Below are 23,588 nucleotides of genomic sequence, written 5' to 3'. Positions count from 1 at the left end.
ACCATGGTTCTAGACGCTACAATGGCGCTTGTTGTGCTGTCCCTAGCCACTTTGGGGTTTGTTAGAGGGTTCATAAAAGAAGTATTCGGCATTGCCGGGATGGTGATAGCGATAGTGTTGACTGCAAGTTATAGTGACTATTTTTCTGAGATTTATGGCGCACGTGTACATTCGGAAATCTTGGCGGGGGTCCTGTCAGGCGTTACTGTATTCGTTGGGGTTATGACTTGTGTAGTCTTGGTAAATGGTGTGGTGGTGCGGCTCCTCTCCCCCTTGAGGCATAATGCATTAGATAAGACTGCAGGACTAATTGTGGGTGTTGCTAAAGGTCTGGTGGTTGCCTATTGTGCGTTTTTTATCATGGAGACCTTCCTATACGCGTTTGCGCCGCGATCCACAGAAGAAGACGCTGAAGTTACGTTGCCTGCGTGGTTTGCTAACACGTATTCGTACAATTTCTTTTCTGCTGCGAGTGAATACATGGGAGGCGTCATTCCGGAACTTGCGTACGACAGGATAGGCGTGGTTGCGCGCGAGTTACTTGGCAAGGGACAGGGGAATGATTTCGAGTACGATGACGGGGAGCAGCCATGATATTTCTTGATTGTGTACCGCGGTCATATATAATACGCCGGTAGGTTTTTTTGGCGGGGGTTTTTAGTGCCTATTTATGAGTTCGCTTTTATCGCGCAGCAGGGTCTCACGCAGTACGAGTTGGAGGGTCTTTCTAAGGGCCTGTCTGCACTGCTGGTTAAGATAGGTGCTGAGCTCGTCAAGTATGAGTACTGGGGGCTTCTGGATTTTGCCTACAGCATAGCAAAGAACAACAAGGGACATTACTGCATGATGTACATACGTGCTGATCCCTCCGCGATGGACGAGTTCCGGCGCAAGGTAAGGTTGAATGAGGATGTGCTGAGGTTTTTGTGTTTGAAGGTGGACAAGGTGTGTGAAGGTAAGTCCGCCATGATGGGTTCTGATCAAGATTAGGGGGTGTCTGTGCTGCAAGGGAACAAAAACGGTGGTAAGGGGGAAAATGGCGCTGCGCACTCCCCGCTGGTATATCTTAAGAGGCCATACTTTAGAAAATCGAGGTCGTGTCCTCTGGCCCAATGTCCCGACGAAGATATAGATTACAAGAATAGGGCGCTGCTTTCTAAGTTTGTTTCTGAGTATGGTCGGATATTGCCGAGTAGGATAACTTCGGTATCCTCCAAGAAGCAAAAGCTCCTGGCGCGTGCGGTTAAACGGGCTAGGTTCCTCGCTCTATTGCCGTATTGCTGATTTGTGGTTTTTGGATGTTATCGGTAATTTTGAAATCCAGCGTTAGGGGTCTTGGTAAGGCTGGTGAGATCGCCAAGGTCAAGCCGGGCTATGCGCGATATCTTTTGGCAGATGGCAAGGCGGTGCGCGCCACTAAGGATAATGTCGCGCTTTTAGAACAAAAGCTCGCCCTCATAGAAGAGGAGAACAACAAGAAACTTGCGGAAGCTGAGGGGGTGGCCAAGTCTCTGGGAGCTGAGCGCCTCATCATTGTCAGACAGTCCTCCGATGACGGTAAGTTGTTCGGGTCTGTGACCGTTAGAGATGTGTCCAAGTTGCTTTGTGATCTCGGGTACGATATTCAGCCGAGGTGCGTATCTTTCGGTGAGATGATAAAGCGCACTGGAGAGTATGAGATAAACGTAGAGTTGCACGCCGATTTGGTTGCTACGTTGCAATTGCATGTGGTCAGGAATGAATCTGAGGCTGAGAGGGTCAGACTAGGAATTGCCAAGAGCGAAGACCAAGCGGCTGCAGCTGCCGAGGTTGAGCAGGCAGAAGATGTTGCGGCTGCTGAGCAGCAGGATTCAAGCCCGGTGGATGACCATGCAGATGATGCGGATGGTGCCGACGGCGGTGAGGGCCGTGATGAGGGCGCTGGCGACGCTTCCGATGGGGAAGAAATGCCCTCTACTTAAGATACGACGATATTTGTAGGGGTTTATGGTTGGGTACATTGGCAATGTTGATATAGGGGTGTTTGACGCCGAGGTCGCAGACAGCATGTCGGCGGAACTAGAAAGGCAGAACACGCTGCTGCAGATGATCGCGTCGGAAAATTTTGTGAGTCGTGCGGTCTTGCAGGCCCAGGGTTCTGTGCTAACTAACAAATACGCTGAGGGATATGCGGGTAGCAGGTACTACTGCGGTTGCGCCGTTGTTGATGTTGTGGAAAACCTAGCCATTGAGCGTCTCTGCAGGCTTTTTGGGTGTAAATTTGCTAATGTGCAGCCACACTCTGGCTCCCAGGCCAACCAGCAGGTTTTTATGGCGCTCTTGAAACCTGGTGATACTATTCTTGGCATGTCCCTGGATTGCGGAGGACACTTAACCCACGGTGCGGCCCCTAATGTTTCGGGGCGGTGGTTTAATGCCGTGTCTTATGGGGTCAATCGCGATACGGGGCTCATAGATATGGATGAGGTGGAGGCTCTTGCCCTGTCTGCCAAACCCTCATTGATTATTGCCGGGGCGTCTTCATACCCGCGAAGGATAGACTTTGCCGCTTTTAGGGCCATCGCAGATAAGGTGGGGGCATATTTGCTTGCGGACATAGCTCACTATTCGGGGCTGATTGCTGGTGGCTGCTATCCATCACCGTTTGGGCACGCGCATGTCGTTACTTCCACCACCCATAAGACCCTCCGGGGGCCTAGGGGCGCCGTTATAATGACTGACGATGAAGAAATACACAAAAAGATAAGGCTGTCCGTGTTTCCTGGAATGCAGGGTGGCCCGCTGATGCATGTGATAGCGGCGAAGGCGGTGGCGTTCAAAGAGGCTCTGCATCCGGATTTCAAGCTATACGCCCAACAGGTGCTAGAAAACTCCCGCGTTCTTGCTGGTGTTTTGTCTTCCGAGGGGCTGGATGTTGTCACGGGCGGGACTGATAGCCACATCGTGCTACTTGACCTGAGATCAAAGGGTGTAACCGGCAGGGAAGTATCTTCCTCCTTGGAAAGAGCCGGTATTGTGTGCAACAAGAATGCGGTTCCCTTTGACACAGAAAAACCCTGGGTTACTTCCGGAATAAGGCTGGGCTCTGCTGCTGAAACCTCGCGCGGGCTTGGAGTACCTGAGTTTGAAAGCATAGGGCGCTTGGTTGCGAAGGTTGTTAATGCTTGTTCTTTGGGTCAAGAAAAAATGTCTGCGGCGGAAGCAGAGGTTAGGCGCGAAGTAAATGGCCTAGTGCGCAGCCTTCCCATGTCGGCGTTTCCTGTGTGTGAGGTGTGCTAATAGCCTCATGTGCGTTGGTCGGGGCTCCTCGCGTTTGTGGGGTTGCTAGACGATGCAAGTGTAGCGCCGTGGCGGCTGCTCGTGGTCGGTTGCATCGCTATGGTGGCCTCTGGGGCGTTTATGGTGTGAGGTGTGTTCCGTGATGAAAAGCAGTCCGACTTCTGATTTAAAAGTTGTGGCACGAGATGCTTTGGATTCTTTGCTGTCCATGATCGAGCAAGTTGATGTTGAGGGGCGCATCGAGTGTGACGCGGGTGATGGAATAATCGAGGCTACGTGCGATGGGCTCGTATACCTGATAAGTTGGCATCAGCCCTCATCGCAAATATGGGTTGCATCTCCAATTAGCGGATCGGTGCGTTTCTCTTACAACGCAGATGATGCATTGTGGCGTGATACGCAAAATGCGCGTGAGCTGCTTTCCTTTGTTAAACAGGATATATGCGCCGCCTTTGGCCTTCGAGAGCAATAGGTGTGCCATGAAGGCGCTGCTCTCCTATATACGGCCACACTTTTTGTATTTCTTGCTGTCATACCTTGCGGTGATTACCTCTTCTGGGGCCATACTCGCCTTGGGACACAGCATGAACGCGCTGGTCGACGCCGTTGGTTCGACCTCAGACTCCAGGCCGCTGACAGTTATTTTTTTTCTGATTGCAACGATGTCGACAAGCTCGTTTTTGCGGGTCTGGCTTTCAGGGCGCGGAGCTGAGCTCGTGGTGCGTGACTTGCGAAAGCAGATATATGACAAAATCGTCGTTTTATCTCAGAGCGTTTTGGAAAATACCAGCACGTCGGTGTTAATGAGCAGATTAACAACTGACATGGCCATGCTGCAGGCCATTCTGAGCGGTAGTATGCTGGTGATTTTTCGGAACACGACTGTTCTCATAGGTAGCGCAACCATGCTCGCGCATACCAACATAAAGCTTACTGGGTATATAGTCTGCATGTTGCCGATTCTATGGGCAATTGTTGCGTTGTTAGGCAGGCGTGTGCGACATTTCTCTCGTCTTTTGCGGGGAAGGGTTGAGCAGTTAGCCCATTTTGGCGAGGAAACGTGCAGGGGTATCGGGGTTATCCAAGCGTTTACGGCCGAAGATCATGCAAGAGCCAAGTTTGCCAATTTGTTAGACGAAAACTTCCGTATTGCCGGGAAATATTTACTATGGCGGGCACTGTTGGTGACCCTGATTCTCTCCGCGGCTGCCGGGTCTGTCGGCGTTGTCTTATGGATGGGCATCAAAGAGGTGAGTGTCCAGAGCATGAGCGCCGGGTCTCTCTTATCGTTCGTTTTTTATGCAGTACTTGCCGCCGGTGCGGTGAACGGCATAGGGGACAATATCCAAGATCTGCAGAAGGCCGCCAGGATTGCCGAAGACGTACTACAGCTATTGTGCATTGATGTGGGAATGTCAGATGCCGAGGATTGTGTGGACGTTAATGCAGTCAAGGGGGCAGTCGAGATGCACAACGTCACGTTCTTCTATCCGAGCAAAACAGACACACCAGCGCTGCGGAACGTAAGCCTTACTATGCATAGTGGTGAGAGAGTGGCAATAGTGGGGTATTCTGGTGCGGGAAAGAGCACGATTACTGACTTGCTCCTGAGGTTTTATGATGTCAGCTCCGGAAGCATAACCATCGACGGGGTGGATATCAGGAAGATTTCCTTACGCAGCCTACGCTCGCTTTTCTGCGTAGTTCCACAAAGCCCAGTGATATTTTCCGGCACCATACTTGATAACATAGCCTACGGGGCCGACCGTACCTACACCAATAGGCAACTGGAGGAAGCGGCGGAAAGGGCTAGCATTGCGGATTTTATACACACTCTCCCAAACAAGTTTGACACTTTCGTTGGTGAGAAGGGAATATGCTTATCGGAGGGACAGAAGCAGAGAATAGTGATAGCCAGAGCCATATTGAGGAACCCAGAAGTTTTGATATTGGACGAAGCGACTTCGGCTCTGGATTCCGATAATGAAAGCAAGGTGCAGGCAGCATTGTGTGAGTTGATGCAAGGCAAGCTCATGATTACCATAGCGCATAGGCTCTCCACTGTAGCCAACTCGGATAAAATAGTTGTATTAGACGACGGGGCGATCAAAGAGGTTGGCACGCATGACTCACTCATACAGGACGAAAACAGCTTATATGCCAGGCTGGTTAAGCTGCAGCTTTTGCAGTATAGGGGATAGGCGGCTGTACACGCTTTTGAGTTGCGCCGGTGCAGTTGGAGGCCAGCCAAGTTTTTACGCGTTATGTCGGCAAAGTTGTGGTTGGTTAATGAGATACTGATAAAAACGTCCAAGGAAGAAAAGTCCCAGTGTGGGTGAGTTTTGTGCCAACCTAAGGCTGCTATAGCGAGCTAGCGCGGTACTGATTGCGGGCGGTGGGACCAAAGTTGTTGTTGACTGTGGGGGTTATTATGGTACGCTGAGGTCGTTTGTGATTTTGCGTTTTGCGCTGTGGGAGCACCTGGGTCGGCATATAAAATTGTAGACCACGAGTATGATGTTGTGGTTGTTGGCGCGGGGGGTGCCGGGCTACGTGCGGTTGTCGGCATGGCCGCTGCGGGCCTATCCGTGGCGTGTGTGTCTAAGGTTTTTCCCACCCGTAGCCATACCGTGGCTGCCCAGGGTGGCATCAGTGCGGCGCTTGGTAATATTTCTGAGGATGACTGGCGGTGGCATATGTTCGACACCGTTAAGGGGTCTGACTGGCTTGGTGATCAAGATGCCATCGAGTATATGTGCAAGCATGCTATGGAAGCGGTTGTTGAGCTTGAGCATTATGGGGTTCCCTTCTCGAGAACTGAAGATGGCAAAATATACCAGCGTCCGTTTGGGGGTATGACTACAGAATATGGCAAAGGCAAGATGGCCGTGCGTACCTGTGCTGCCTCGGACAAAACTGGGCATGCCATATTGCACACTTTGTATCAGCAGGCCCTAAAATATAAGGTAGAGTTTTTTGTTGAGTATTTTGCGATAGATCTGATCATGAGCGCTAATAATAGCGCTTGTCATGGCGTTGTTGCGTGGTCATTGTGTGACGGCACTCTACACAGGTTCCGCGCGCACGCGGTGGTTTTGGCAACCGGTGGGTATGGCAGGGTATACTTTTCGGCGACCAGTGCCCATACCTGCACTGGTGATGGTGGCGGTATGGCTGCCAGGGCCGGGCTGCCCATGGAAGACATGGAATTCGTGCAGTTTCACCCCACTGGTATATACGGTTCTGGCTGCTTGATGACCGAGGGTTGCCGCGGTGAGGGTGGATACCTGCTGAACTCCGAAGGGGAGAGGTTTATGGAGCGCTATGCGCCCAAGGCGCGGGACCTTGCCTCTCGTGACGTTGTTAGCAGGGCCATAACAATGGAGATACGCGAGGGTAGGGGTGTTGGGCCGAAGAAAGACCACGTGTTTCTGTCTATAGCCCATCTTGACCCTGGGGTGATAAAAGAAAGGCTGCCAGGCATCAGTGAAACTGCCAAGACGTTTGCTGGTGTTGACGTTACTAAAGATCCTATACCAGTCCTGCCTACGGTACACTATAACATGGGTGGGGTGCCGACAAACTATTATGGGGAGGTTATTCTATCGGAAAAGGGAAAGATAGTAGCAGGGCTTTTTGCAATCGGCGAGGCGGCATGTGTTTCTGTGCATGGTGCTAACCGCTTGGGCTCTAATTCCCTACTGGACCTGGTGGTCTTTGGCAGAGCGGCTGCGCTTAGGGCCAGGGAAATCATCAAGCCTGGTGCTCCCCACGCGCCGATAGAAGAATCGTTCGTAGATGCAATTGTTGATAGATTTGATAAACTGCGCTTTTCACGCGGTGGCCCCCGGGTTGCCGAGGTGCGTGATAGCATGCAGCGTGTGATGCAAGACCATGCGGCGGTTTTCCGTACCGCAGACATTCTTAATGAGGGGAAACAGAAAATTCGCGAGGTTGCCTCTATGGCGAAAGATATGTCTGTTTCGGATAGGAGCATGATTTGGAACAGTGACCTTGTGGAGGCTCTTGAGCTAACCAATATGCTGCCTCAGGCTGTGATTACCATGGACTGTGCTGCGAATCGCACTGAGAGCAGAGGCGCTCACGCCCGTGAGGATTTTCCGGAGCGTGATGATGAAAACTGGATGAAGCACACCATGGCTTGGTACGATAGCAAGACCCACGGTGTGAAGATAGCCTACAAGAGTGTTGCTACCAGCACGCTTACAAATGAGGTGGAGTGGTTTCCTCCTCAGAAGAGGGTATACTAGATAGTGGTTAATGGGGTGTAGCCAATGGTGCAGATATCTCTGCCGCGGAACTCTAAAATCAATCCTAAGGGTAAAGTGCACAACATGGCGGAGGGCGCGCAGCGTGTCGGGTGCTTCAAGATATACCGGTGGTCTCCAGATGACGATGAAGGCCCTAGGATTGACACGTTCTACATCGATTTAGATAAATGCGGGCAGATGGTCCTTGATGCGCTGATAAAAATTAAGAACGAGGTGGATTCCACACTTACGTTCAGGAGGTCCTGCAGAGAGGGCATATGCGGATCCTGCGCGATGAATATTGACGGTTCTAACACTCTCGCATGTACAAAATACATCTCTGACATCAAAGGGGATGTGAAAATCTACCCATTGCCCCACATGAACGTAATTAAAGACCTAGTGCCAGATCTTAGTGACTTCTATGCGCAGTACAAGTCTGTCAGTCCGTGGCTTAAGGCTAAGGATCCTGTTTCCGGCACTAGTGAGCGTCTTCAAAGTGTTGAAGACAGGAGCAAGCTGGATGGAATTTATGACTGCATTCTGTGCGCTAGCTGCAGCACAAGCTGTCCGAGCTATTGGTGGAATTCCGACAAATACCTGGGGCCTGCGGTTCTGCTGCAAGTGTATCGGTGGTTGGCGGATAGCAGGGATGAGGCAACTGATGAACGGTTGGAGCTCCTTGATGATGCGTTTAAACTGTATAGGTGCCACACTATTATGAACTGTACAAAAACCTGTCCTAAAGACTTAAATCCTGCAAAGGCGATCTCTAAAATTAAGCAGCTGATGCTCAAGAGGTTGGAGTTATAGGTGGAAGAAGGAACGGGTGAGTACACAAAGCGTGTGGTCGTGCATGCACTTGAGGATATCCTGCATCAGGAGCTCAGGGTTTTAGATAAAGGGTTTGTAAGGGTTGTTGATTATATGGGCTCTGATGAGTCCGTGGTTCAGGCTGCGCGCGTATCTTACGGTAGGGGCACGAAGCGCACTAGCCAAGATGCCGCGTTAATTGGGTACCTCATGCGGCATGCACACACTTCCCCCTTCGAAATGTGTGAGATTAAGCTTCACGTAAAGTTGCCAATTTTTGTCGCCAGGCAGTGGGTAAGGCACCGTACTGCAAGTATAAATGAGTATTCTGCTAGGTACTCTGTATTGGATCGCGAGTTTTACATTCCGGATGAGAAGCAGATTGCGGAGCAGTCAACAAACAACGCACAGGGCAGGGGAACGCCGTTGCCTGCTGATGCCGCGAAGAGGATTATGGAGCTTTTTAGGCGCAATTCTGAGCTCATGTATGAAGATTACGAAGCCCTGCTGGAGCAGGGCTTAGCGCGGGAGCTTGCCAGAATGAACCTGACGATTAATTGCTATACCCAGTGGTATTGGAAAGTTAATCTGCACAATTTGCTGAGGTTTTTGGCGCTTAGATCTGGTGCGGGTGCCCAATATGAGATTAGAGAATATGCGAGCAGGATTCTGGAAATAGTGAGGTTATGGGTTCCCATGGTGCACGCCGCATTTGTGGAATACCACTTGGAATCCAGTACAATATCAAGAAGCGCGCTTGTGGTTGTGAGAAAGATGCTACAAGGGGAAAAGGTGAGTATGGAGGAGAGCGGACTAGGGCGCAGGGAGTGGGGCGAGCTCATGTCAGTACTGTACCCCGATGGCGAACCTGAGTAATGCGCATACTATTTGTGGTCTGTCACGCGGAAGTTCTTTTTGTAGGGGCCCTCTTGGGCTATTGAGGTCAGTCTTGTTGTTAATGTTGTGGCGAAGCGTGATGTGCTGTTCCTTAACTAGACATGTGGAGTACGTATGCTGCTGAGCTCGTTGGCATTCATACTTGCCGTGCTGTCTGTAGTACTCGTTGATATCACTAACGCTATGTATGCCAACTACCTAACGCAGGTGGGGGCTTTTTTTGGTGCGGAACAGACTGTTACTCAGTTTACAGTCAGCTGTGAGATGCTTGGCTATTCGACATCGGGGCTGATTTACGGTCCTATGTCTGACCGGCATGGACGTAGGCCTGTCATGCTCTTCGGAATGGCCGTCTTCCTTATTACCGGGCTGTGGTGCTATTTTGCAAATAGCATAACTGTTCTCATTATTGCCAGATTTTTTTGCGGGGTAGGTGCGGGAGTTTCTGCAGTAGTGGGCTATGCAATTATATGTGACACCTATTCTAGTGAGGAGTGCTCTAAGAGGATATCCTTGATGTACATGTGTGCTGTTACCGGCTCCGCGTTCATTGCACCCGGCATGTCCTCATACATGATAGAACATGGATATGGTTGGAGAACAGTTTTTGTAGTGTCAATAGTCCTGAGCGCAGCACTCCTTTCCTGGTTGGTGTGCAAGCTTCCAGAGACAATATCGGAGAGACGTGCGGGGTGTAATCCGATTACAATAGTTTCCGGGTACGTCGCCCTGCTGAGGAACCGCAGGTTTCTTGCCTATTGTTTCATCAAGGTTCTCACGATGACGTATACATTGGCCTCAGTGGGAACTCTGCCATTTGTATTTATTGAGGGCATGGGGCTCCAGGCAAAGTATTATGGCTATGTTGCAGCTATTGGCGGAGTGTCATTCATTGCCGGGACTATGGCCAACGTAAAGCTGGTGGGCAGGTTTGGTATGAGAAGAATGATAGCTGTAGGTTTGGTGCTGACTGTGGCATCAGATGTGGCGGCGATTATGGCCGATTACTACTTCGCTCTTACACCTGTGCTTGTGGAGGCAATCTGGATTCCCTCCTCATTCTGCATTTCACTTATCGCCAGTAACGGCGCTGTTTTGGCCTTTCGTGAGGTCAGCAACAAAGGCGCAGCCTCTGCCTTCATTATTTTTTGTCAGACAGTTTTTGGAGTTGTAGGCATGTACGTTGTCGGCAAGTTTTACAATGGCACCATAGTCCCAATTTGTTTGCTGACTTTCACATGCTGCGGAATATCTTCAGTGATCCTGTGCGTATGTACGCCGAGGAGCGAAGCTTAGAGCTAATGGTGCGGCTGGTCAGCAGTAAATCCCTACCCTACCGGCTGGCAGGCCCCGCGCACTGTAGGATTGCAGCCACTCAGTTTAAGCTCTTAAGCTCAGCGTTGTCTCCGCGCCGTTGCATACCCTTTTTCCACGAGCCTATATGTACTTGCTGCTGAGCAGGTATTCAAAGCCTTTTTGTGTGAGCACCCTGCCGCGTGGTGTGCGCTGGATGAAGCAGGTTTTTATTAGATATGGCTCTATAGTCTCTTCGATGTTGCCTACGTCTTCTGAAAGCGCTGAGGCTATAGTGTCGATGCCCACCGGACCTTTTGCCTCAAAAACGAACTTTAGATATTTCAAGTCCATTTTGTCGAACCCAGCACCGTCTATTCCCAGGCGGAACAGCGCGCTATTTGCGAAGTTGCCATCTATTGTGCCGTGCTTCCTCTCAAACTCTAAAAAGTCTCTCACGCGCCTGAAGAGCCTTAGCGCAATTCTCGGTGTGCCTCTGGATCTGGAGGCAATCTCCCGCGCCCCGCTATCGTCTATACTAGTGCAAATCACGCCGGCGGCCCGCTTTATCACAAGCACGAGTTCGTCTACAGAGTAAAACTCCAGGTGCAGTGGGATGCCGAACCTGTCCCTCAACGGGTTTGAGATCAATCCAAACCTTGTGGTAGCGCCGATCAATGTGAAAGCGGGGATGTCGATTTTCAAAGTTCTTGCGCCACATCCCTCTCCTACCACAATGTCGAGGCAATAGTCCTCCATAGCGGAATATAGCACCTCCTCTATGTTCCTGTTCAACCTATGAATTTCGTCTATGAATAACACATCCATGGGTTGAAGATTGGTCAAAATTGCTGCCAAGTCACCTGCTTTGCTCAACAAAGGCCCGGCAGTTGACCTAAAATTCACCTTTAGTTCTTTTGCGATGATATGTGCAAGCGTGGTTTTACCTAAGCCCGGCGGGCCATACAATAAAACGTGGTCCATGGGCTCTCTTCTCTCATACGCAGATTGTATGAAGACCTTGAGATTCTTTATGACCTCAGTCTGCCCCACAAACTCTTCTATTAGGCACGGGCGGAGAGCAACATTGCGATGGTCCTCCGGCAGGGCCTCATATTTGTGTAATGTGTCGTTGCTCACTTAGATAACTCCAAAAGTGCGCGGCGTACCGCATCCTCGGTGGAGTCACACACTCCAACTTTCTGCAGCGCACCCAAGGCTGCCGTCCTTTCGTACCCCAGGCTGAGTAAGGCAGCAACAGCCTCACTGTCTGTTCTAGTGGTTGCAGCGAACCTGTTGAGCTCAAATTTCTGTACCTGCGGGGTCAACTCGGAAATTATTCTACTGATGAGCTTTTCTCCCACGCCACCAACCTTTAAAGCAGCCCTATCTTCGCTTACGATTGCAGAAAACACCTGCTCTGGGGTCAGCACGTCCAATATTGCCATGGCAGTCTTGTAGTTCACGCCGCTGACTTTAATAAGCATCCGCATGCAGTTTTGCTCTTCCCTGTTTGCAAAGCCATAGAGCTGGGAGACGCCGTCTCTGCCCACATAGGTTTCAATATACAGCCGAACATGATCTCCGTGTTGGCAGCCGCTTAGCACCCTGCCCGGCAGCTGCACCAAATACCCCACTCCGCCGACACACAGTATGATGCGATTGCTGCACACAACCTCTTCGACCGTGCCAGACAACGTCCCGATCATAGCGCCTCCTGGCTATAGATACGGGCAAGCCTGGCCCTGCACTTCCGCGCTCTGACTAAGGTGCTGATGCGAAGCAGCGTAAACACGCCAAATAGGGATGCAAGAGCGGTGAACATTGCAAATAGCGGTACTAGCATTGAGGAATCAATAGCCACGCCACCCTTCCTTAGCACACTTGCCGGTTGGTGCAGGGTTGACCATATGTCCACCGAGAACTTCACAATCGGTACGTTTATGGCACTAAACACCGCAAACAAGGCGGCAGCCCTCGAAGCCCTTGCCTGGTCTTCAAACGCATTCCACAAGCACGAATATCCCAAATATAAGAAGAGCAGAAGCAACATTGAGGTGAGCCGAGCATCCCACACCCACCAGGCACCCCACGTGTATTTGCCCCACACACTGCCAGTGACCAAACACACCATGGTAAAACACCCGCCCACAGGTGCCATCGCCCTGGACAGCAAAAAACCCGCGTTTTTTTTAATTAGTGCTACAAAGCTCAACACGGCGACTGCCGCATACGTCCCCAACGAAATCCACGCAGAGGGTACGTGCAAATACATTATGCGCACGACCTCACCCTGCCTATAATCTGGCGGTGAGGCATAAAGCGCGCAATACAGGCCCACCGCCATCGAGACGGCGCATATGCACACCAGACAGGGCAACGCCGCCCACGAGTAACGAACAAGACCCTTCACGCTACCGCACCAGAAGCTACCTACCCCATCCCCGGAAGATAGCATAGTTACTTATGAGCGACAACAGTAAGTTTACCCATGGCCAGCTGCTCCTTACCGTGGCTACGATGCTGATACACACCCACATTAGGCTCAATGAGTAAGTGCGCAGAAAAGGCAGGTGTGCAGCGGATAGCCGTGGCGGCAGTCGCTTCTATAACGTGAGCGCGCAGCTTTCGCAATAGTAGCCTTGTTGTGGGCTGAGCACACTATGCACCGGGGTTTATTTCGGTTGAAAGTTGGGCACGTTGATGATATAAGCGGCCTCTGGCACGGGAATTGCAGGGGTGTTGTGGGCCTAAAGCTGACAAGTGAAGGTATAATGCTGGTGCTCTCCTCACCCTCTGGGTGCGGCAAGACCACCGTGTCTGACCTTATCATCAAAAACAGTGATAACAACATAATACGCTCGGTTTCCGCAACCACGAGGGCTCCTAGGGAGGGTGAGGTTAACGGTAGGGACTACTTTTTCCTCAGCGAAGCGGAGTTTTTGCTGATGTGCGAATCTGGTGAGATGATGGAGCACGCGAAAGTTTTCGGGAATTACTACGGCATACCGCGGAAGTTTGTGGCAGAAAACATCAGTAGCGGGAAAAACATACTGTTTGTGATCGATTGGCAGGGGGCCTACAGGCTAATGGAAACGATGAAAGAATCAGTAGTGAGTGTTTTCATGATGCCTCCTTCCATGGATGAGTTAGAGCGTCGCATGAGCGACCGAGGCGGTATTGATGGTGTTGCGAGGGAGAGGCTTAAAGGCGCCCCATTCGAGATCAGTCACTGCTACCGCTACGATTACATAATAGTCAACGAAGATGCTGAGGAAACCGCGCGCAAGATAGGCTGTATTATCGGTGCAGAGAGCAAGAGGGTGTCTAGGCAGATGGGGTTGAGGGAGCTTATAGACAAAAACTTCCCGTTGTGATACGGGCTGTCGCGGCTTGAGAAATTTACTGCGGTGCTCGCTATGCGGGTTCGTGTTCCGCAAATAAGCATTGCGGCTTCCGGGGTGTCGTGCTACAAGTCTAAGACAATCAGAAGTTGAGCAAGTATGGCAGTTGTGGTTGCCCGTGTGGTTCGGGCGTGCTGTGGTGTGTTTCCAGCCAGTGGCAAGTCGGCGGTATGGCCGGTCGTTTTCGCGATATTCGCTGCTGTCTTCCCGATGTGCGGTGCCGCGCACGTGCAAGATGCCGGCTATGGCGGCAAATTTGGCTCCCGGGCCGTGATGGACGCTATCTGGACGGATGCGCAGCTCCGTGGTACGGAAGAGGAAAGCAAGGTTTCTAGTTACCACCAGCCAGATTTGGCGCTGCCGGACGGTGGGTGCACGCCGCTTCGGGCCCAGGGGGAAAGCAATGGCGTATGGGGGAATATTAGGTCTGTCTCGCTGCGCCCAGATGTGGGGAAAGTTGTGGCTCTAACGTTCGATTTTTGCGAACTTTCTACCAAAACTGCCGGCTATGACGGCGGGGTGATCGATTTTCTCAGGCAACGCGGCATTCCCGCTACGCTATTTCTCGGTGGAAAATGGATGAAGACGCACCCAGAAAGGGCGATGCAGCTCATTGCGGACCCACTGTTTGAAATAGGTAATCATGCGTGGACTCACGGAAATTTTGCGCTATTGCCCGTAAGGGATGCAACCGAGCAGGTCATGTGCACTGAAAGGCAGTATGAGATACTCAGAAGCGCTGTCGGTGCGCGATTGCATGATGGCATATCGCATGAGGAGTTTGAAAAAATTCCCAATGGTCTTAGCTTGTTTAGGCTACCTTACGGTAGGGTGGCAGACGCGAATCTTGACCTTTTGCGTAAAATTGGGGTTAGGATTGTGCAATGGGACGTTGTAGTGCCCGAGTGGGAGCGGATCTCCGATAAATTTGTGTCGGAAATGGGCATACGCAGGGGGTCGATTTTGCTAATGCACGCAACTTCGGTTCCCCCGCACACGCTTGAGAATCTAAAGGTGATTGTGGGTTTTTTGCAAAAAGAGGGGTACAGTTTCGCTACGGTTACGGAGCTGCTTGACATGGGAAGCCCAAATGTTCATACTGAGGGCTACTTCAGGCATCCTGGGGATAATGTCTTCCTGGACAACAGGTATCTGAACTATGGCACCGCGCATCCGCCTCCCAATGGGCACAAACCCGCGGGCAGTGGGTAGTCCGTCCTGTGATGGCCGCTGTTTTGGTGGGGCAGCCTGCCGTAGTGCGCTTGTCCGGGTACATTTGGTAGGTAGTGGGGTGCACTCTCGGTGCGGTTTTTTGAATTCCCTGGCCCTCATGCCTGTTTTTGCGGTCTTTTGGGGGTTTAGTGCGTGAAATAATAGACGGTAAACTGGTCGCACGGGGTTTGCTAGACAGGTTGCGTGTATCTGTTGATCGACTTAAGGCAGAACATGGAATAGTACCACACTTGGTGGTGGTCATTGTTGGGGATGATCCGGCGAGTAAGCTGTACGTAGGCAATAAGCAGCGCAAGGCAGAGGAGCTCGGCCTGCAGTCCCGGACTATTGCCCTTGAGCATGATACCTCCCAGGAGGAGCTGTTGCGCATCATTGATGAGCTAAACAGAGACGCGGCAGTGCACGGTATTTTGGTGCAGCTGCCCCTACCAAGGCATATAGATAAAGAGCTGGTGATTAACGCCATCAGCCCCGAGAAAGACGTTGATGGGTTTCACAATGCCAACGCTGGCAAGCTAGCCACTGGTCAGCTGGATTGTATGATCCCATGTACTCCGCAGGGGTGCATCCATCTGATAAAAACTGTAAAACAAGATCTGGCCGGTAGCAACGCGGTGGTTGTAGGGCGCTCAAACATAGTGGGAAAGCCGGTTGCATTGCTGCTCCTCCACGAAAATTGTACGGTGACTGTGCTACACTCTGCCAGCCGTAATCTTGAAGAGCATTGTTTGCGGGCAGATATAATTGTGGCAGCAGTGGGCAAGGCCCGCTTCATTAAGGCTTCCTGGATCAAGCCTGGGGCAACAGTTGTCGATGTTGGCATAAACCTTGTAGAAGAGAGCGGCAAGAAGCGCTTTGTTGGAGATGTTGAGTTCGAAGGTTTGCAGGATGTTCCATGCTCGGTAACCCCAGTCCCCGGAGGCGTGGGGCCGATGACCATAGCGTTTCTTCTGGTGAACACGGTTTTAGGGGCGTGCAAGCAATGTGGCGTTGCTTATGGAGATATAAAAAGTTCTCTGTTGCAGTAGTTGTCGTTATGGTTTAGCATTCTGCGGGGGCGGTTAGCTCAGTTGGTAGAGCGCCTCGTTTACACCGAGGAAGTCAGCAGTTCGAGTCTGTTACTGCCCACCATTCAAGGTTCTTGCCGCTCTTTTTGGTTGCTTGTGGTTTCTATTCACGCACTCAAACTCGGGCTTTGCCCGCGCTTTGCACTTGTTTAGGTGTCTCCAAAGTTGTGCGTAAGCTGGTTGTGACAGCTTTGGGGTTCATATTTAGTTAATAAAATTACCACTATACTTCCTGTGAGCTTGAGCCCCGTTCTGCGCGTGGGTCTGTGGACCTGTGCGCGAGGATGCTCCGGCGGCTTGGCGTGCGCCGCGGGCGCGGTGCCGGCGCCAGGCCGTGGGGACGCGCTAGTTATGGAGATACGGCCAAAACTACACCCAAAAGTTGATTGCATTGAACCCAAGACAATCTGGGTGCGGTTAAAAAAGAGCATAACTGGTAATATTAGTTACGTTTGGACCTGGGGGCAAAAGACATGGACGAAGATAAACAACAAGTGATGCAGGCGCTTAGAGCAGCATTTGGCAAAAATAATGAGGGGATCAAAAAGCTGGACAACATCTCTAAACTCACCCGGCAGCGCATGACGAACTTGGATGCTCTGCAGAAGGAGCTAGAAACCAAAGCAGCTCTTGTTAAGGAGACAAATAATAAATTCAACCACCTCACAGGTTCAGCGGCATTACGTGCAAAAGCAACCGCAGCACTGCAACGGCTAGGCGCTGCAATAACAGGAAAGTCCTCAGGAAAAGCATTTGAGCCTGCAGACATTGACAACATGCCATTTATGGATTCTGTCGATCTTCCTGCGGACATGGAGATTACAGAGCCCCAAACAGGAGAGGAGAAGAAAGAATTTGGCAGGGCAACGGCCTATGGTCTGACAGGGCTGAAGCACACCATTGATGAGGGTGTGGAAATGCTCGGCCGTGGTATGCACATGGTCGGGGAAGGTCAGGCCAAGGTAGCACAGGGTGTCGAAGCAAAAGACGTTGAGCTAGTCAAGGCAGGTCTGGAACTATCCGGCCTAGGTACATCAATGTGTTGGCGCAGCCTTAGCGACATTACCCATGGTCTCAAGGCAGTGCAAGAAGGCCCCATGGGCAAGGTTGCTGGTAAGGGTCTAGAGAAGTGTCGTGAGAAGCTTGAAGCAGCATCGCAAAAATGGTTTAGCGCTTGGCAAGAGGTTGACGCCCTGGGCACAGCAGTTAGTAGGGGTGAGCAGGAGCTTGAAGCGGCGGCTAAGGAAGGCGAAGGCGAAGCATGGTCTCCAAAAGGTGTGGAAAGCAATGCATTCTACAAGGCATTAAACACAATAGGTCAAAAGATTGCAGATGCAGCTCAGGCTACCTGGGAAGGCTTGGCTATAACTGGTAAGTTCATAGGTAACGCCGCAAAGATTGCTGGTGTAGGCGCCCTATGTACAGCAGCAATCCTGACTGCTATGGTACCTGTGGTGAGCCTACCAATGTTTGCAGCAATGGGGATCAGTCCCACTGCTGATGCTTGGATACAAAACAAGATAGAGAAGGCAGAAAAATTCGTAGATGACCAGATGAGTGATGCGGCTCGCGGTCTCGCAGCTTCAGAGCTGGTCACAGCTGTAAGTGGTGCACTCGTGGCAGTGGGAGCAGGCTTCCAGTACATATTCACACCAGTTCATAACGCCATCAAGGGTTCTGTAGAAGAAGGCTTATACAAGATCAAGGAAGGCGTACAAGAGACCAACCAAAGCATCATGGCTAAGTTCAATGCTGTTGGTCAAGCCATGACAAATGCCGGAGTTTATGCAGTCGCTGCCATAAGACAGGGCTTCAGTGCTGAAACCCGTAACCTGCTGCTGCAGGGCATAGAAGCAGTATATAACTCCATCAAGGAGTTTGTAACAGGCCTAGCTGCCCCAATCGGCTCATACGACGCTGTAGAGGAAGCTATTAACCGGGAAGCTACAAAGATACAGAAGACAGAAGTAGCTTTAGATGCAGCAAAAGCTCCTTCCCTAGTAACTAACCTGAAAAACGCAGGTGTAATAACTACAGAGGAAGCACAACGTCTTGAACGACCAGCTCCTAGCATATCTTCAGTTGCAAGGCGTCTAGGATACGGCGCTCAAGCTCTCGCAGCAGTTGTGGAGGAAGAACCTGGCCAAGACGCAAAAGACCTGGCTGCCAAAGCTACACCTGCAGAGCGTGAAGCTGTAGACAATGCTATAAAATCTGTAGTTTCAGCTGTACAAAATGGACAAGCACCTGAGCTAGAAGCTGTAATCGCAGCTATAGAAGGCGCAGCTATGGACAGTACTGTTGAAAAACCAGCACAAGACAGAGGTGTAGAGCAAGCATCACAATCCAAGGATGGTATAGAGGGCATTGATCAAGATGCCCTCAAAGAAGCAGCTGAAGGCTTTACTGGTGCAGTAGAGGCAGCAGAAGGACAGGTTGCCCCATTAAATGCCGCAGAAGTTGCTGCCGCACAGGGGCATCAACAGTCATCAGGTATGAGTAGGTAAAAGGGGTGTCCGCTAGAAACTGTAGGCTGGGCAGCGCCAAGGGTACTCAACACAAGTCCTCCTCGCAGCCTCTGGTAGGCTGCGAGGAGACCCTAGAAGCGGGTTCAGGTAGTGACACAGTGGCGGAGATGCCTGCAGCGGCAAATGGGCGCTCTGAGTAGGGGCGTGCAGGGTAGATCCTAGGTTGCATAGCTGGGGACAGAAAAATCCTTTTCTGTCCCCGATTTTGGGTGGTGATTTTGGTATTCGATGTGTCGACTGAAGTTGAAAGGCGGAGGTGAACTGAATACATGGACAAGTTCTATGGTGGTATGGGGAAACTGGGCATCACCGAAGACCAGGTGGTGTCACATCAGAGGGTACTAAGGCAAGAAGCCCTGCGCAAAGGTGAAGACTTTACCAAGGAAGATAGACAAAACCTTACACATCAACTAAGACGAGCAGCACTCAACCCAGACTCTGACGAAGCGCAGCAGTCTGCGCAGAAGGTGAAGGAAAGCCATGACACAGTCCTCGGCGCAGAGGTACGACAGGCTAAATCTGCGGGTCCTGAGGTTGCTGTCCATACGGTAGGTGACCTACAGAAGAAGCTGGATTCCATAGGGACCAGACGCGCGGAACGAGCAAGGGACCGTGCAAGACGAAACGCAAGATTCAAGGATGAAGTAGCCCAGCATAACTACGAAGCATCCGTAAAGGCTCTGAGGGACCACGGGGTAGCGGTCAGTGATGAGGTCAGGGAGGCCATCAGCATCCGCGAGAAAGGTGTGGATACTCGTGAGGTGGTAAAGAGGTACGAGCGACGACTGCACGATGAGTTCATGCTACGGCATCGTGATGAGATTGCTGAGCTCCTCCAGCAGCGTATGTTGGCTCAAGGAGATGTCATGGAAGCTGCTGGGGCTGCGGGAGGGCGTTTTGGTTATGGTCCCCTAGCAGAGCGTGCTGCCCGGGTTGCAGCAAAGCCAGAAGAAGCCGGTGTAGGGCTCGAAGAGCTGAATCCGTCTAAGTCTGATGGTGGGAGACATACAGTGCAAGAATCCTCCCCCCCCCCCCTTCATTCTTGCCGTGTTGATAAGCGGGCTACACGCGGCGCGCAGGGTAGATGTTAAGTTTGCGACTAGGGACAGAAAAAGGATTTTTCTGTCCACAATTTAGGCGGTAGTTTTGGTATTCGGTATGTCGACTGAAGTTGAAAGGCGGGAGCCTGTAGCAACCGGTGGGAACGTAAACCCATCAGATCCTGTTGCAAAGGGGGTTAAGTCTGCACTCAAGAGTAAGAAAGCTCTCGAAGAGGGTAGTGCTGAAGCAAAGCTAGAAGCAGCTGGTATCAAGCTTTCAGTCAAGGACACTGCCGCAACTAGACGGGCAACACGTCCCACAGAATCTGAAACTAGACAGGCAACACCCCTTACAGCATCTGAGATTGGTGCCATATCACGATTCGCGGAGAAGCGAACTCGTGAATACATGGACAAGTTCTATGGTGGTATGGGGAAACTGGGCATCACCGAAGACCAGGTGGTGTCACATCAGAGGGTACTAAGGCAAGAAGCCCTGCGCAAAGGTGAAGACTTTACCAAGGAAGATAGACAAAACCTTACACATCAACTAAGACGAGCAGCACTCAACCCAGACTCTGACGAAGCGCAGCAGTTTGCGCAGAAGGTGAAGGAAAGTCATGCAAAAGTCCAAGCAGAAGAAGCAAGGGCACAGCGACAAGTAAAATATGAGGACCCTAATAGTCCCGGGTTCATGTTTCCCATTCCGAAGACTATAAGAGAACTTCCAGGTGCAAGCGAATACCCGAAGGTTATGGCACAACTGTTTCCTGACGCGACCAGGGTGTCCGCATGGAAACTTTTACGTGCTGAAGAGCTGCTTACCGCGCATATAAAAGCAGGGTTGAATCCTGATACATTCAATTTTGATGCGCCGATCGTGCTACCTAAAAACGAGCAGCAAAAGCCTGCTACCAAGACTAAGCAAGAAATTGATCAAGAGCAGAAGGTTGTACGCGACCGCGTACTCAAAGACATAGATGCTGCTGGGAAAGCTATGGAGGAAGCAGCAGCGATTAGACGTGAACAAATAGCAGGGGCTCGCGCAGAACGTGATGCGAAGTTCAAGGAGTTAATAACCCAGCGCAACTACGAAGCGTCTGTGAAGGCCCTGGAAAGCAGCGGAGTAGCGGTCAGTGATAAGATCAAGGAAGGTATTATGAATAGGGAGAGGGCCCTAGCGAAAGAAGCGGAGAGTCGTGCAGAGCGCAATGCAGAACTCATATCTAAATTGACTGAACGCGGCAGCACTGTGCCCAACAACGAAGCGTCCGTGAAGGCCAAGGCTCCGGGAGACCGCGGAGTAGTGGCTAACAATGATATCAAAGAAAGCATTATAGAGAAGGAGAAGATCCTCGAGAAGGAAGTAAAGGATCTCGAAGCTGCAGGCAAAAGGGTGCCTGGTTTCCTGAAGCTCGTGTTGAATATGGTTCAGAAGGCTGTCAAGGTTGTCAAGACCGTGATGGACCTTTTTGGTGCGCCGCCTACACCGCCCGATCGGACTGCGAGTGTAGCAGACAATGTTAAGGCCCAGCCCGGCGTTGCTCACTCTACTGGTATTGAGAGCAAGGGTATAGTGCAGGAAAAAGATGCTAGGGATCATAACCCTCTTGCAGAGCACACTGCTGAGGTTGAAGCAAAGCTAGAAAGGGCTGGTGTTAAGATTGAAGAGCAATCGGAGGTTGCCGTAGACGTTAGCAGGCTGTCTACTACAGCTCGGAGTACAGACAACAGCAGCCAGCTTCGGGACACTAGCGCGCAAGTAGCACAGAAGTCCGAGCTAAGAGATGCCGTTCAGGAACTCGCAGGCGCAATAAACGCCACCTCGCAACAGGAGAAGCTTAGCGCGTCAATTGAACAGCAGCCCGCGGCAGTACAACAGCAACAAAGCGCACGTTCCAGATAACAGACCGGCTGCGGCAGTGCCGCCTTCTTCCCGGACAACCGGACAAAACTCACTGCATCCAAACGCCTGCAGCAGGCAGGGCTTTCTAGCGAGCCTGCGACATAGAGCTCGCGGACGCCGAGAGGCTGCTGATGGCCCGGATCACGCTAGCGGAACGACAAAGGGGTGGGAGCAGCAACGCGGGGTGCATGAACGTCCACGCGTGCATCCACATGCTTTGTTGCGGGAGTTTGTTGTTGCAGCTCCAATGACAAGTGTGCCAATCTAACCGACGCTGCTTCTGCCAAGATAAGAAGCGCCTCTATTTCGCTACTTGCTGTTCCTGCAGCTGCGCGACTCTTCGCCAGTTCAGCACGTCTACTCGCTGCTTGCTCGCGCATGATCTGCGCTCTCTCATGTATGGTCTCGAGTAATCGGCTGCGTACAACTTTATGTTCTTGTGCGTACTTCGACAGCGGGTTCTTTCTCTCTTCAGCCGCGCGATCTTTTTCCACTTGCGCGCTAGTGTCCCGAAGCTGGCTGCTGTTGTCTGTACTCCGAGCTGTAGTAGGCAGCCTGCTAACGTCTACGGCAACCTCCGATTGCTCTTCAATCTTAACACCAGCCCTTTCTAGCTTTGCTTCAACCTCAGCGGTACGACGACTCGCTTCCTCATTATAAAGAAAGCGTTCCCTAAAGGCCCTAACAGCTTCCCGAATCGTATCCGACACACGCTTCAGGAAACCAGATGCTGCACGCTCTCTTGCCGCTTGCTCGAGGGCTTTTTCCCTCTTCATGATGGCTGCCTTGATCTCATCACTGACCACCAACCCCTCGTCCTCTAGAGCCCTTACGGACGCTTCGTAGTTGTGCTGGGTTATTCTAGCCATGAGTTCTGCATCACGTCTTGCGCGACTCCTCGCCCATTCCGCATGTCTACATGCCGCTTCCCTGCTCATGGCCTCCGCCTCCTTGAGCAGGTGGTTGCGTATAGCCCTCCATTCTCGTTCGTACCTCGCCCTGATATCGAGCTTGCTATGCTTCTCTTCACTGGAAGGTAGCACAGCCGGCGATTCAAAATTGAATGTATCAGGATTCAACCCTGCTTTTATATGCGCGGTAAGCAGCTCTTCAGCACGTAAAAGTTTCCATGCGGACACCCTGGTCGCGTCAGGAAACAGTTGTGCCATAACCTTCGGGTATTCGCTTGCACCTGGAAGTTCTCTTATAGCCTTCGGAGTGGGAAACATGAACTCAGGACTACTATGATTCGCGGGTCCAGTCTGTTGCGCCCTTGCTCCTTGGACTTTTGCATGACTTTCCTTCACCTTCTGCGCTTCTTGCTCGAGGATTTTATGACTTTCCTTCACCTTCTGCGCAAACTGCTTTGCTGCGTTAGAGCCCGGGTCAAGTGCTGCTCGTCCTAGTTCACGCGCGAGGCCTTGCCTATCTTTCTTGGTAAACTCTGCACCTTTGTTCAGAGCCTCTCGCTTCAGTATCCTTTGGTGTGACACCACATGGTCTTCGGTGATGCCCAGACTCTTCATACCATCGTAGAACTTGTCCATGTATTCACGAGTTCGCTTCTCCACGAATCGTGATATGGCGCCAATCTCAGATTCTGTGGGACGCGTTGCCTGTCTAATTGCGGCAGTGTCCCTGGCGAGCCTGACACCAGCCTCCTTCAGTTTTGTTTCAGCCTTGCCAGTACGCTTTTCGAGAGAGCCATGATCCATGCTGCAAGGATTTGATGGGTCTACATCCTCCCTACCGGCCGCTACAGGCCCCTGCCTTTCAACTTCAGTCGACATACCGAATACCAAAAACACTGCCTAAAATTATCGTATCACTACCTAAGCACTGTACGGGAAACACTCC

22 protein-coding genes and 1 tRNA gene are annotated in these 23,588 nt (G+C 51.4%); 19 read left to right on the top strand and 4 right to left on the bottom strand.

Annotation, left to right across the window (positions count from 1 at the left end):
• Positions 1–3: 3 nt before the first annotated feature.
• The 11 genes from ACIS_RS04650 to ACIS_RS04600 all read left to right on the top strand — a co-directional run bounded on the left by ACIS_RS04650 (position 4) and on the right by ACIS_RS04600 (position 10,556).
• The gene (locus tag ACIS_RS04650; protein ID WP_012881012.1) at positions 4–594 is read left to right on the top strand and encodes a CvpA family protein; all 591 of its coding nucleotides are present in this window, start codon (positions 4–6) and stop codon (positions 592–594) included.
• A 66-nt stretch (positions 595–660) separates the two neighbouring features.
• Positions 661–990, top strand: a complete 330-nt coding sequence (rpsF, locus tag ACIS_RS04645; protein WP_012881011.1) for a 30S ribosomal protein S6 — start codon at positions 661–663, stop codon at positions 988–990.
• A gap of 9 nt (positions 991–999) precedes the next feature.
• The gene (gene rpsR, locus ACIS_RS04640) at positions 1,000–1,284 is read left to right on the top strand and encodes a 30S ribosomal protein S18 (RefSeq protein WP_049756298.1); all 285 of its coding nucleotides are present in this window, start codon (positions 1,000–1,002) and stop codon (positions 1,282–1,284) included.
• Positions 1,285–1,298: 14 nt separating this feature from the next.
• Positions 1,299–1,961: a 50S ribosomal protein L9 gene (gene rplI, locus ACIS_RS04635; protein ID WP_012881009.1), complete on the top strand. Its 663-nt coding sequence runs from the start codon at positions 1,299–1,301 to the stop codon at positions 1,959–1,961.
• Positions 1,962–1,986: 25 nt separating this feature from the next.
• Entirely contained in the window at positions 1,987–3,279 is a 1,293-nt protein-coding gene (gene glyA, locus ACIS_RS04630; protein ID WP_012881008.1) for a serine hydroxymethyltransferase, read from the top strand.
• A 142-nt stretch (positions 3,280–3,421) separates the two neighbouring features.
• Entirely contained in the window at positions 3,422–3,751 is a 330-nt protein-coding gene (locus ACIS_RS04625; protein ID WP_012881007.1) for a frataxin domain-containing protein, read from the top strand.
• Positions 3,752–3,758: 7 nt separating this feature from the next.
• On the top strand, positions 3,759–5,480 hold the full coding sequence (locus ACIS_RS04620) for an ABC transporter ATP-binding protein (protein ID WP_012881006.1): 1,722 nt from the start codon (positions 3,759–3,761) through the stop codon (positions 5,478–5,480).
• A gap of 270 nt (positions 5,481–5,750) precedes the next feature.
• Positions 5,751–7,550, top strand: a complete 1,800-nt coding sequence (gene sdhA / locus ACIS_RS04615; RefSeq protein WP_012881005.1) for a succinate dehydrogenase flavoprotein subunit — start codon at positions 5,751–5,753, stop codon at positions 7,548–7,550.
• 24 nt (positions 7,551–7,574) lie between these two features.
• Positions 7,575–8,363, top strand: a complete 789-nt coding sequence (locus ACIS_RS04610; RefSeq protein WP_010262841.1) for a succinate dehydrogenase iron-sulfur subunit — start codon at positions 7,575–7,577, stop codon at positions 8,361–8,363.
• On the top strand, positions 8,364–9,239 hold the full coding sequence (gene thyX / locus ACIS_RS04605; protein WP_010262847.1) for an FAD-dependent thymidylate synthase: 876 nt from the start codon (positions 8,364–8,366) through the stop codon (positions 9,237–9,239).
• Between the two features lie 135 nt (positions 9,240–9,374).
• On the top strand, positions 9,375–10,556 hold the full coding sequence (locus tag ACIS_RS04600; RefSeq protein WP_012881004.1) for an MFS transporter: 1,182 nt from the start codon (positions 9,375–9,377) through the stop codon (positions 10,554–10,556).
• 141 nt (positions 10,557–10,697) lie between these two features.
• Here the strand turns inward: ACIS_RS04600 and ruvB are convergent, their stop codons facing one another.
• From ruvB to ccmC, 3 genes are read right to left on the bottom strand one after another with little or no spacing between them, the layout of a single operon-like run.
• The gene (ruvB, locus tag ACIS_RS04595) at positions 10,698–11,693 is read right to left on the bottom strand and encodes a Holliday junction branch migration DNA helicase RuvB (RefSeq protein ID WP_010262857.1); all 996 of its coding nucleotides are present in this window, start codon (positions 11,691–11,693) and stop codon (positions 10,698–10,700) included.
• Positions 11,690–12,262: a Holliday junction branch migration protein RuvA gene (ruvA, locus tag ACIS_RS04590; protein ID WP_010267102.1), complete on the bottom strand. Its 573-nt coding sequence runs from the start codon at positions 12,260–12,262 to the stop codon at positions 11,690–11,692. The genes ruvB and ruvA overlap by 4 nt, the downstream gene beginning before the upstream one ends.
• A complete protein-coding gene (gene ccmC / locus ACIS_RS04585) occupies positions 12,259–13,011 on the bottom strand; it encodes a heme ABC transporter permease CcmC (RefSeq protein WP_012881003.1) in 753 nt (250 codons plus the stop codon). Before ccmC ends, ruvA begins: the two co-directional genes overlap by 4 nt.
• Before the next feature lie 316 nt (positions 13,012–13,327).
• Between ccmC and gmk the strand changes: the two genes are divergently transcribed.
• From gmk to ACIS_RS04550, 8 genes are all read left to right on the top strand, one after another.
• Positions 13,328–13,930, top strand: coding sequence for a guanylate kinase (gene gmk, locus ACIS_RS04580; RefSeq protein ID WP_029209674.1), 603 nt, complete (start codon positions 13,328–13,330; stop codon positions 13,928–13,930).
• Between the two features lie 168 nt (positions 13,931–14,098).
• Entirely contained in the window at positions 14,099–15,169 is a 1,071-nt protein-coding gene (locus ACIS_RS04575) for a polysaccharide deacetylase family protein (protein WP_238523274.1), read from the top strand.
• Between the two features lie 149 nt (positions 15,170–15,318).
• Positions 15,319–16,218, top strand: coding sequence for a bifunctional 5,10-methylenetetrahydrofolate dehydrogenase/5,10-methenyltetrahydrofolate cyclohydrolase (locus ACIS_RS04570; RefSeq protein ID WP_012881001.1), 900 nt, complete (start codon positions 15,319–15,321; stop codon positions 16,216–16,218).
• Positions 16,219–16,245: 27 nt separating this feature from the next.
• A tRNA-Val gene (locus ACIS_RS04565) sits at positions 16,246–16,321 on the top strand.
• A gap of 409 nt (positions 16,322–16,730) precedes the next feature.
• Positions 16,731–18,764 (top strand): major surface protein 1B-1, encoded by a 2,034-nt coding sequence (locus tag ACIS_RS04560; RefSeq protein ID WP_012881000.1) that lies wholly within the window; start codon positions 16,731–16,733, stop codon positions 18,762–18,764.
• Between the two features lie 5 nt (positions 18,765–18,769).
• Positions 18,770–18,925, top strand: a complete 156-nt coding sequence (locus ACIS_RS05505; protein ID WP_187286243.1) for a hypothetical protein — start codon at positions 18,770–18,772, stop codon at positions 18,923–18,925.
• 129 nt (positions 18,926–19,054) lie between these two features.
• On the top strand, positions 19,055–19,876 hold the full coding sequence (locus tag ACIS_RS04555; RefSeq protein ID WP_012880999.1) for a hypothetical protein: 822 nt from the start codon (positions 19,055–19,057) through the stop codon (positions 19,874–19,876).
• 67 nt (positions 19,877–19,943) lie between these two features.
• Positions 19,944–21,731 (top strand): hypothetical protein, encoded by a 1,788-nt coding sequence (locus ACIS_RS04550; RefSeq protein ID WP_012880998.1) that lies wholly within the window; start codon positions 19,944–19,946, stop codon positions 21,729–21,731.
• A gap of 146 nt (positions 21,732–21,877) precedes the next feature.
• On the opposite strand, the gene ACIS_RS04545 is transcribed toward ACIS_RS04550, so the two are convergent.
• The gene (locus ACIS_RS04545) at positions 21,878–23,521 is read right to left on the bottom strand and encodes a hypothetical protein (RefSeq protein WP_148207724.1); all 1,644 of its coding nucleotides are present in this window, start codon (positions 23,519–23,521) and stop codon (positions 21,878–21,880) included.
• Positions 23,522–23,588 lie beyond the last annotated feature (67 nt).

This window comes from Anaplasma centrale str. Israel (assembly GCF_000024505.1).
GTDB classification, from domain to species: Bacteria; Pseudomonadota; Alphaproteobacteria; order Rickettsiales; family Anaplasmataceae; genus Anaplasma; species Anaplasma centrale.
Note: the sequence above shows the minus strand (reverse complement) of the source record. Positions and strands in the feature narration are given on the sequence as shown.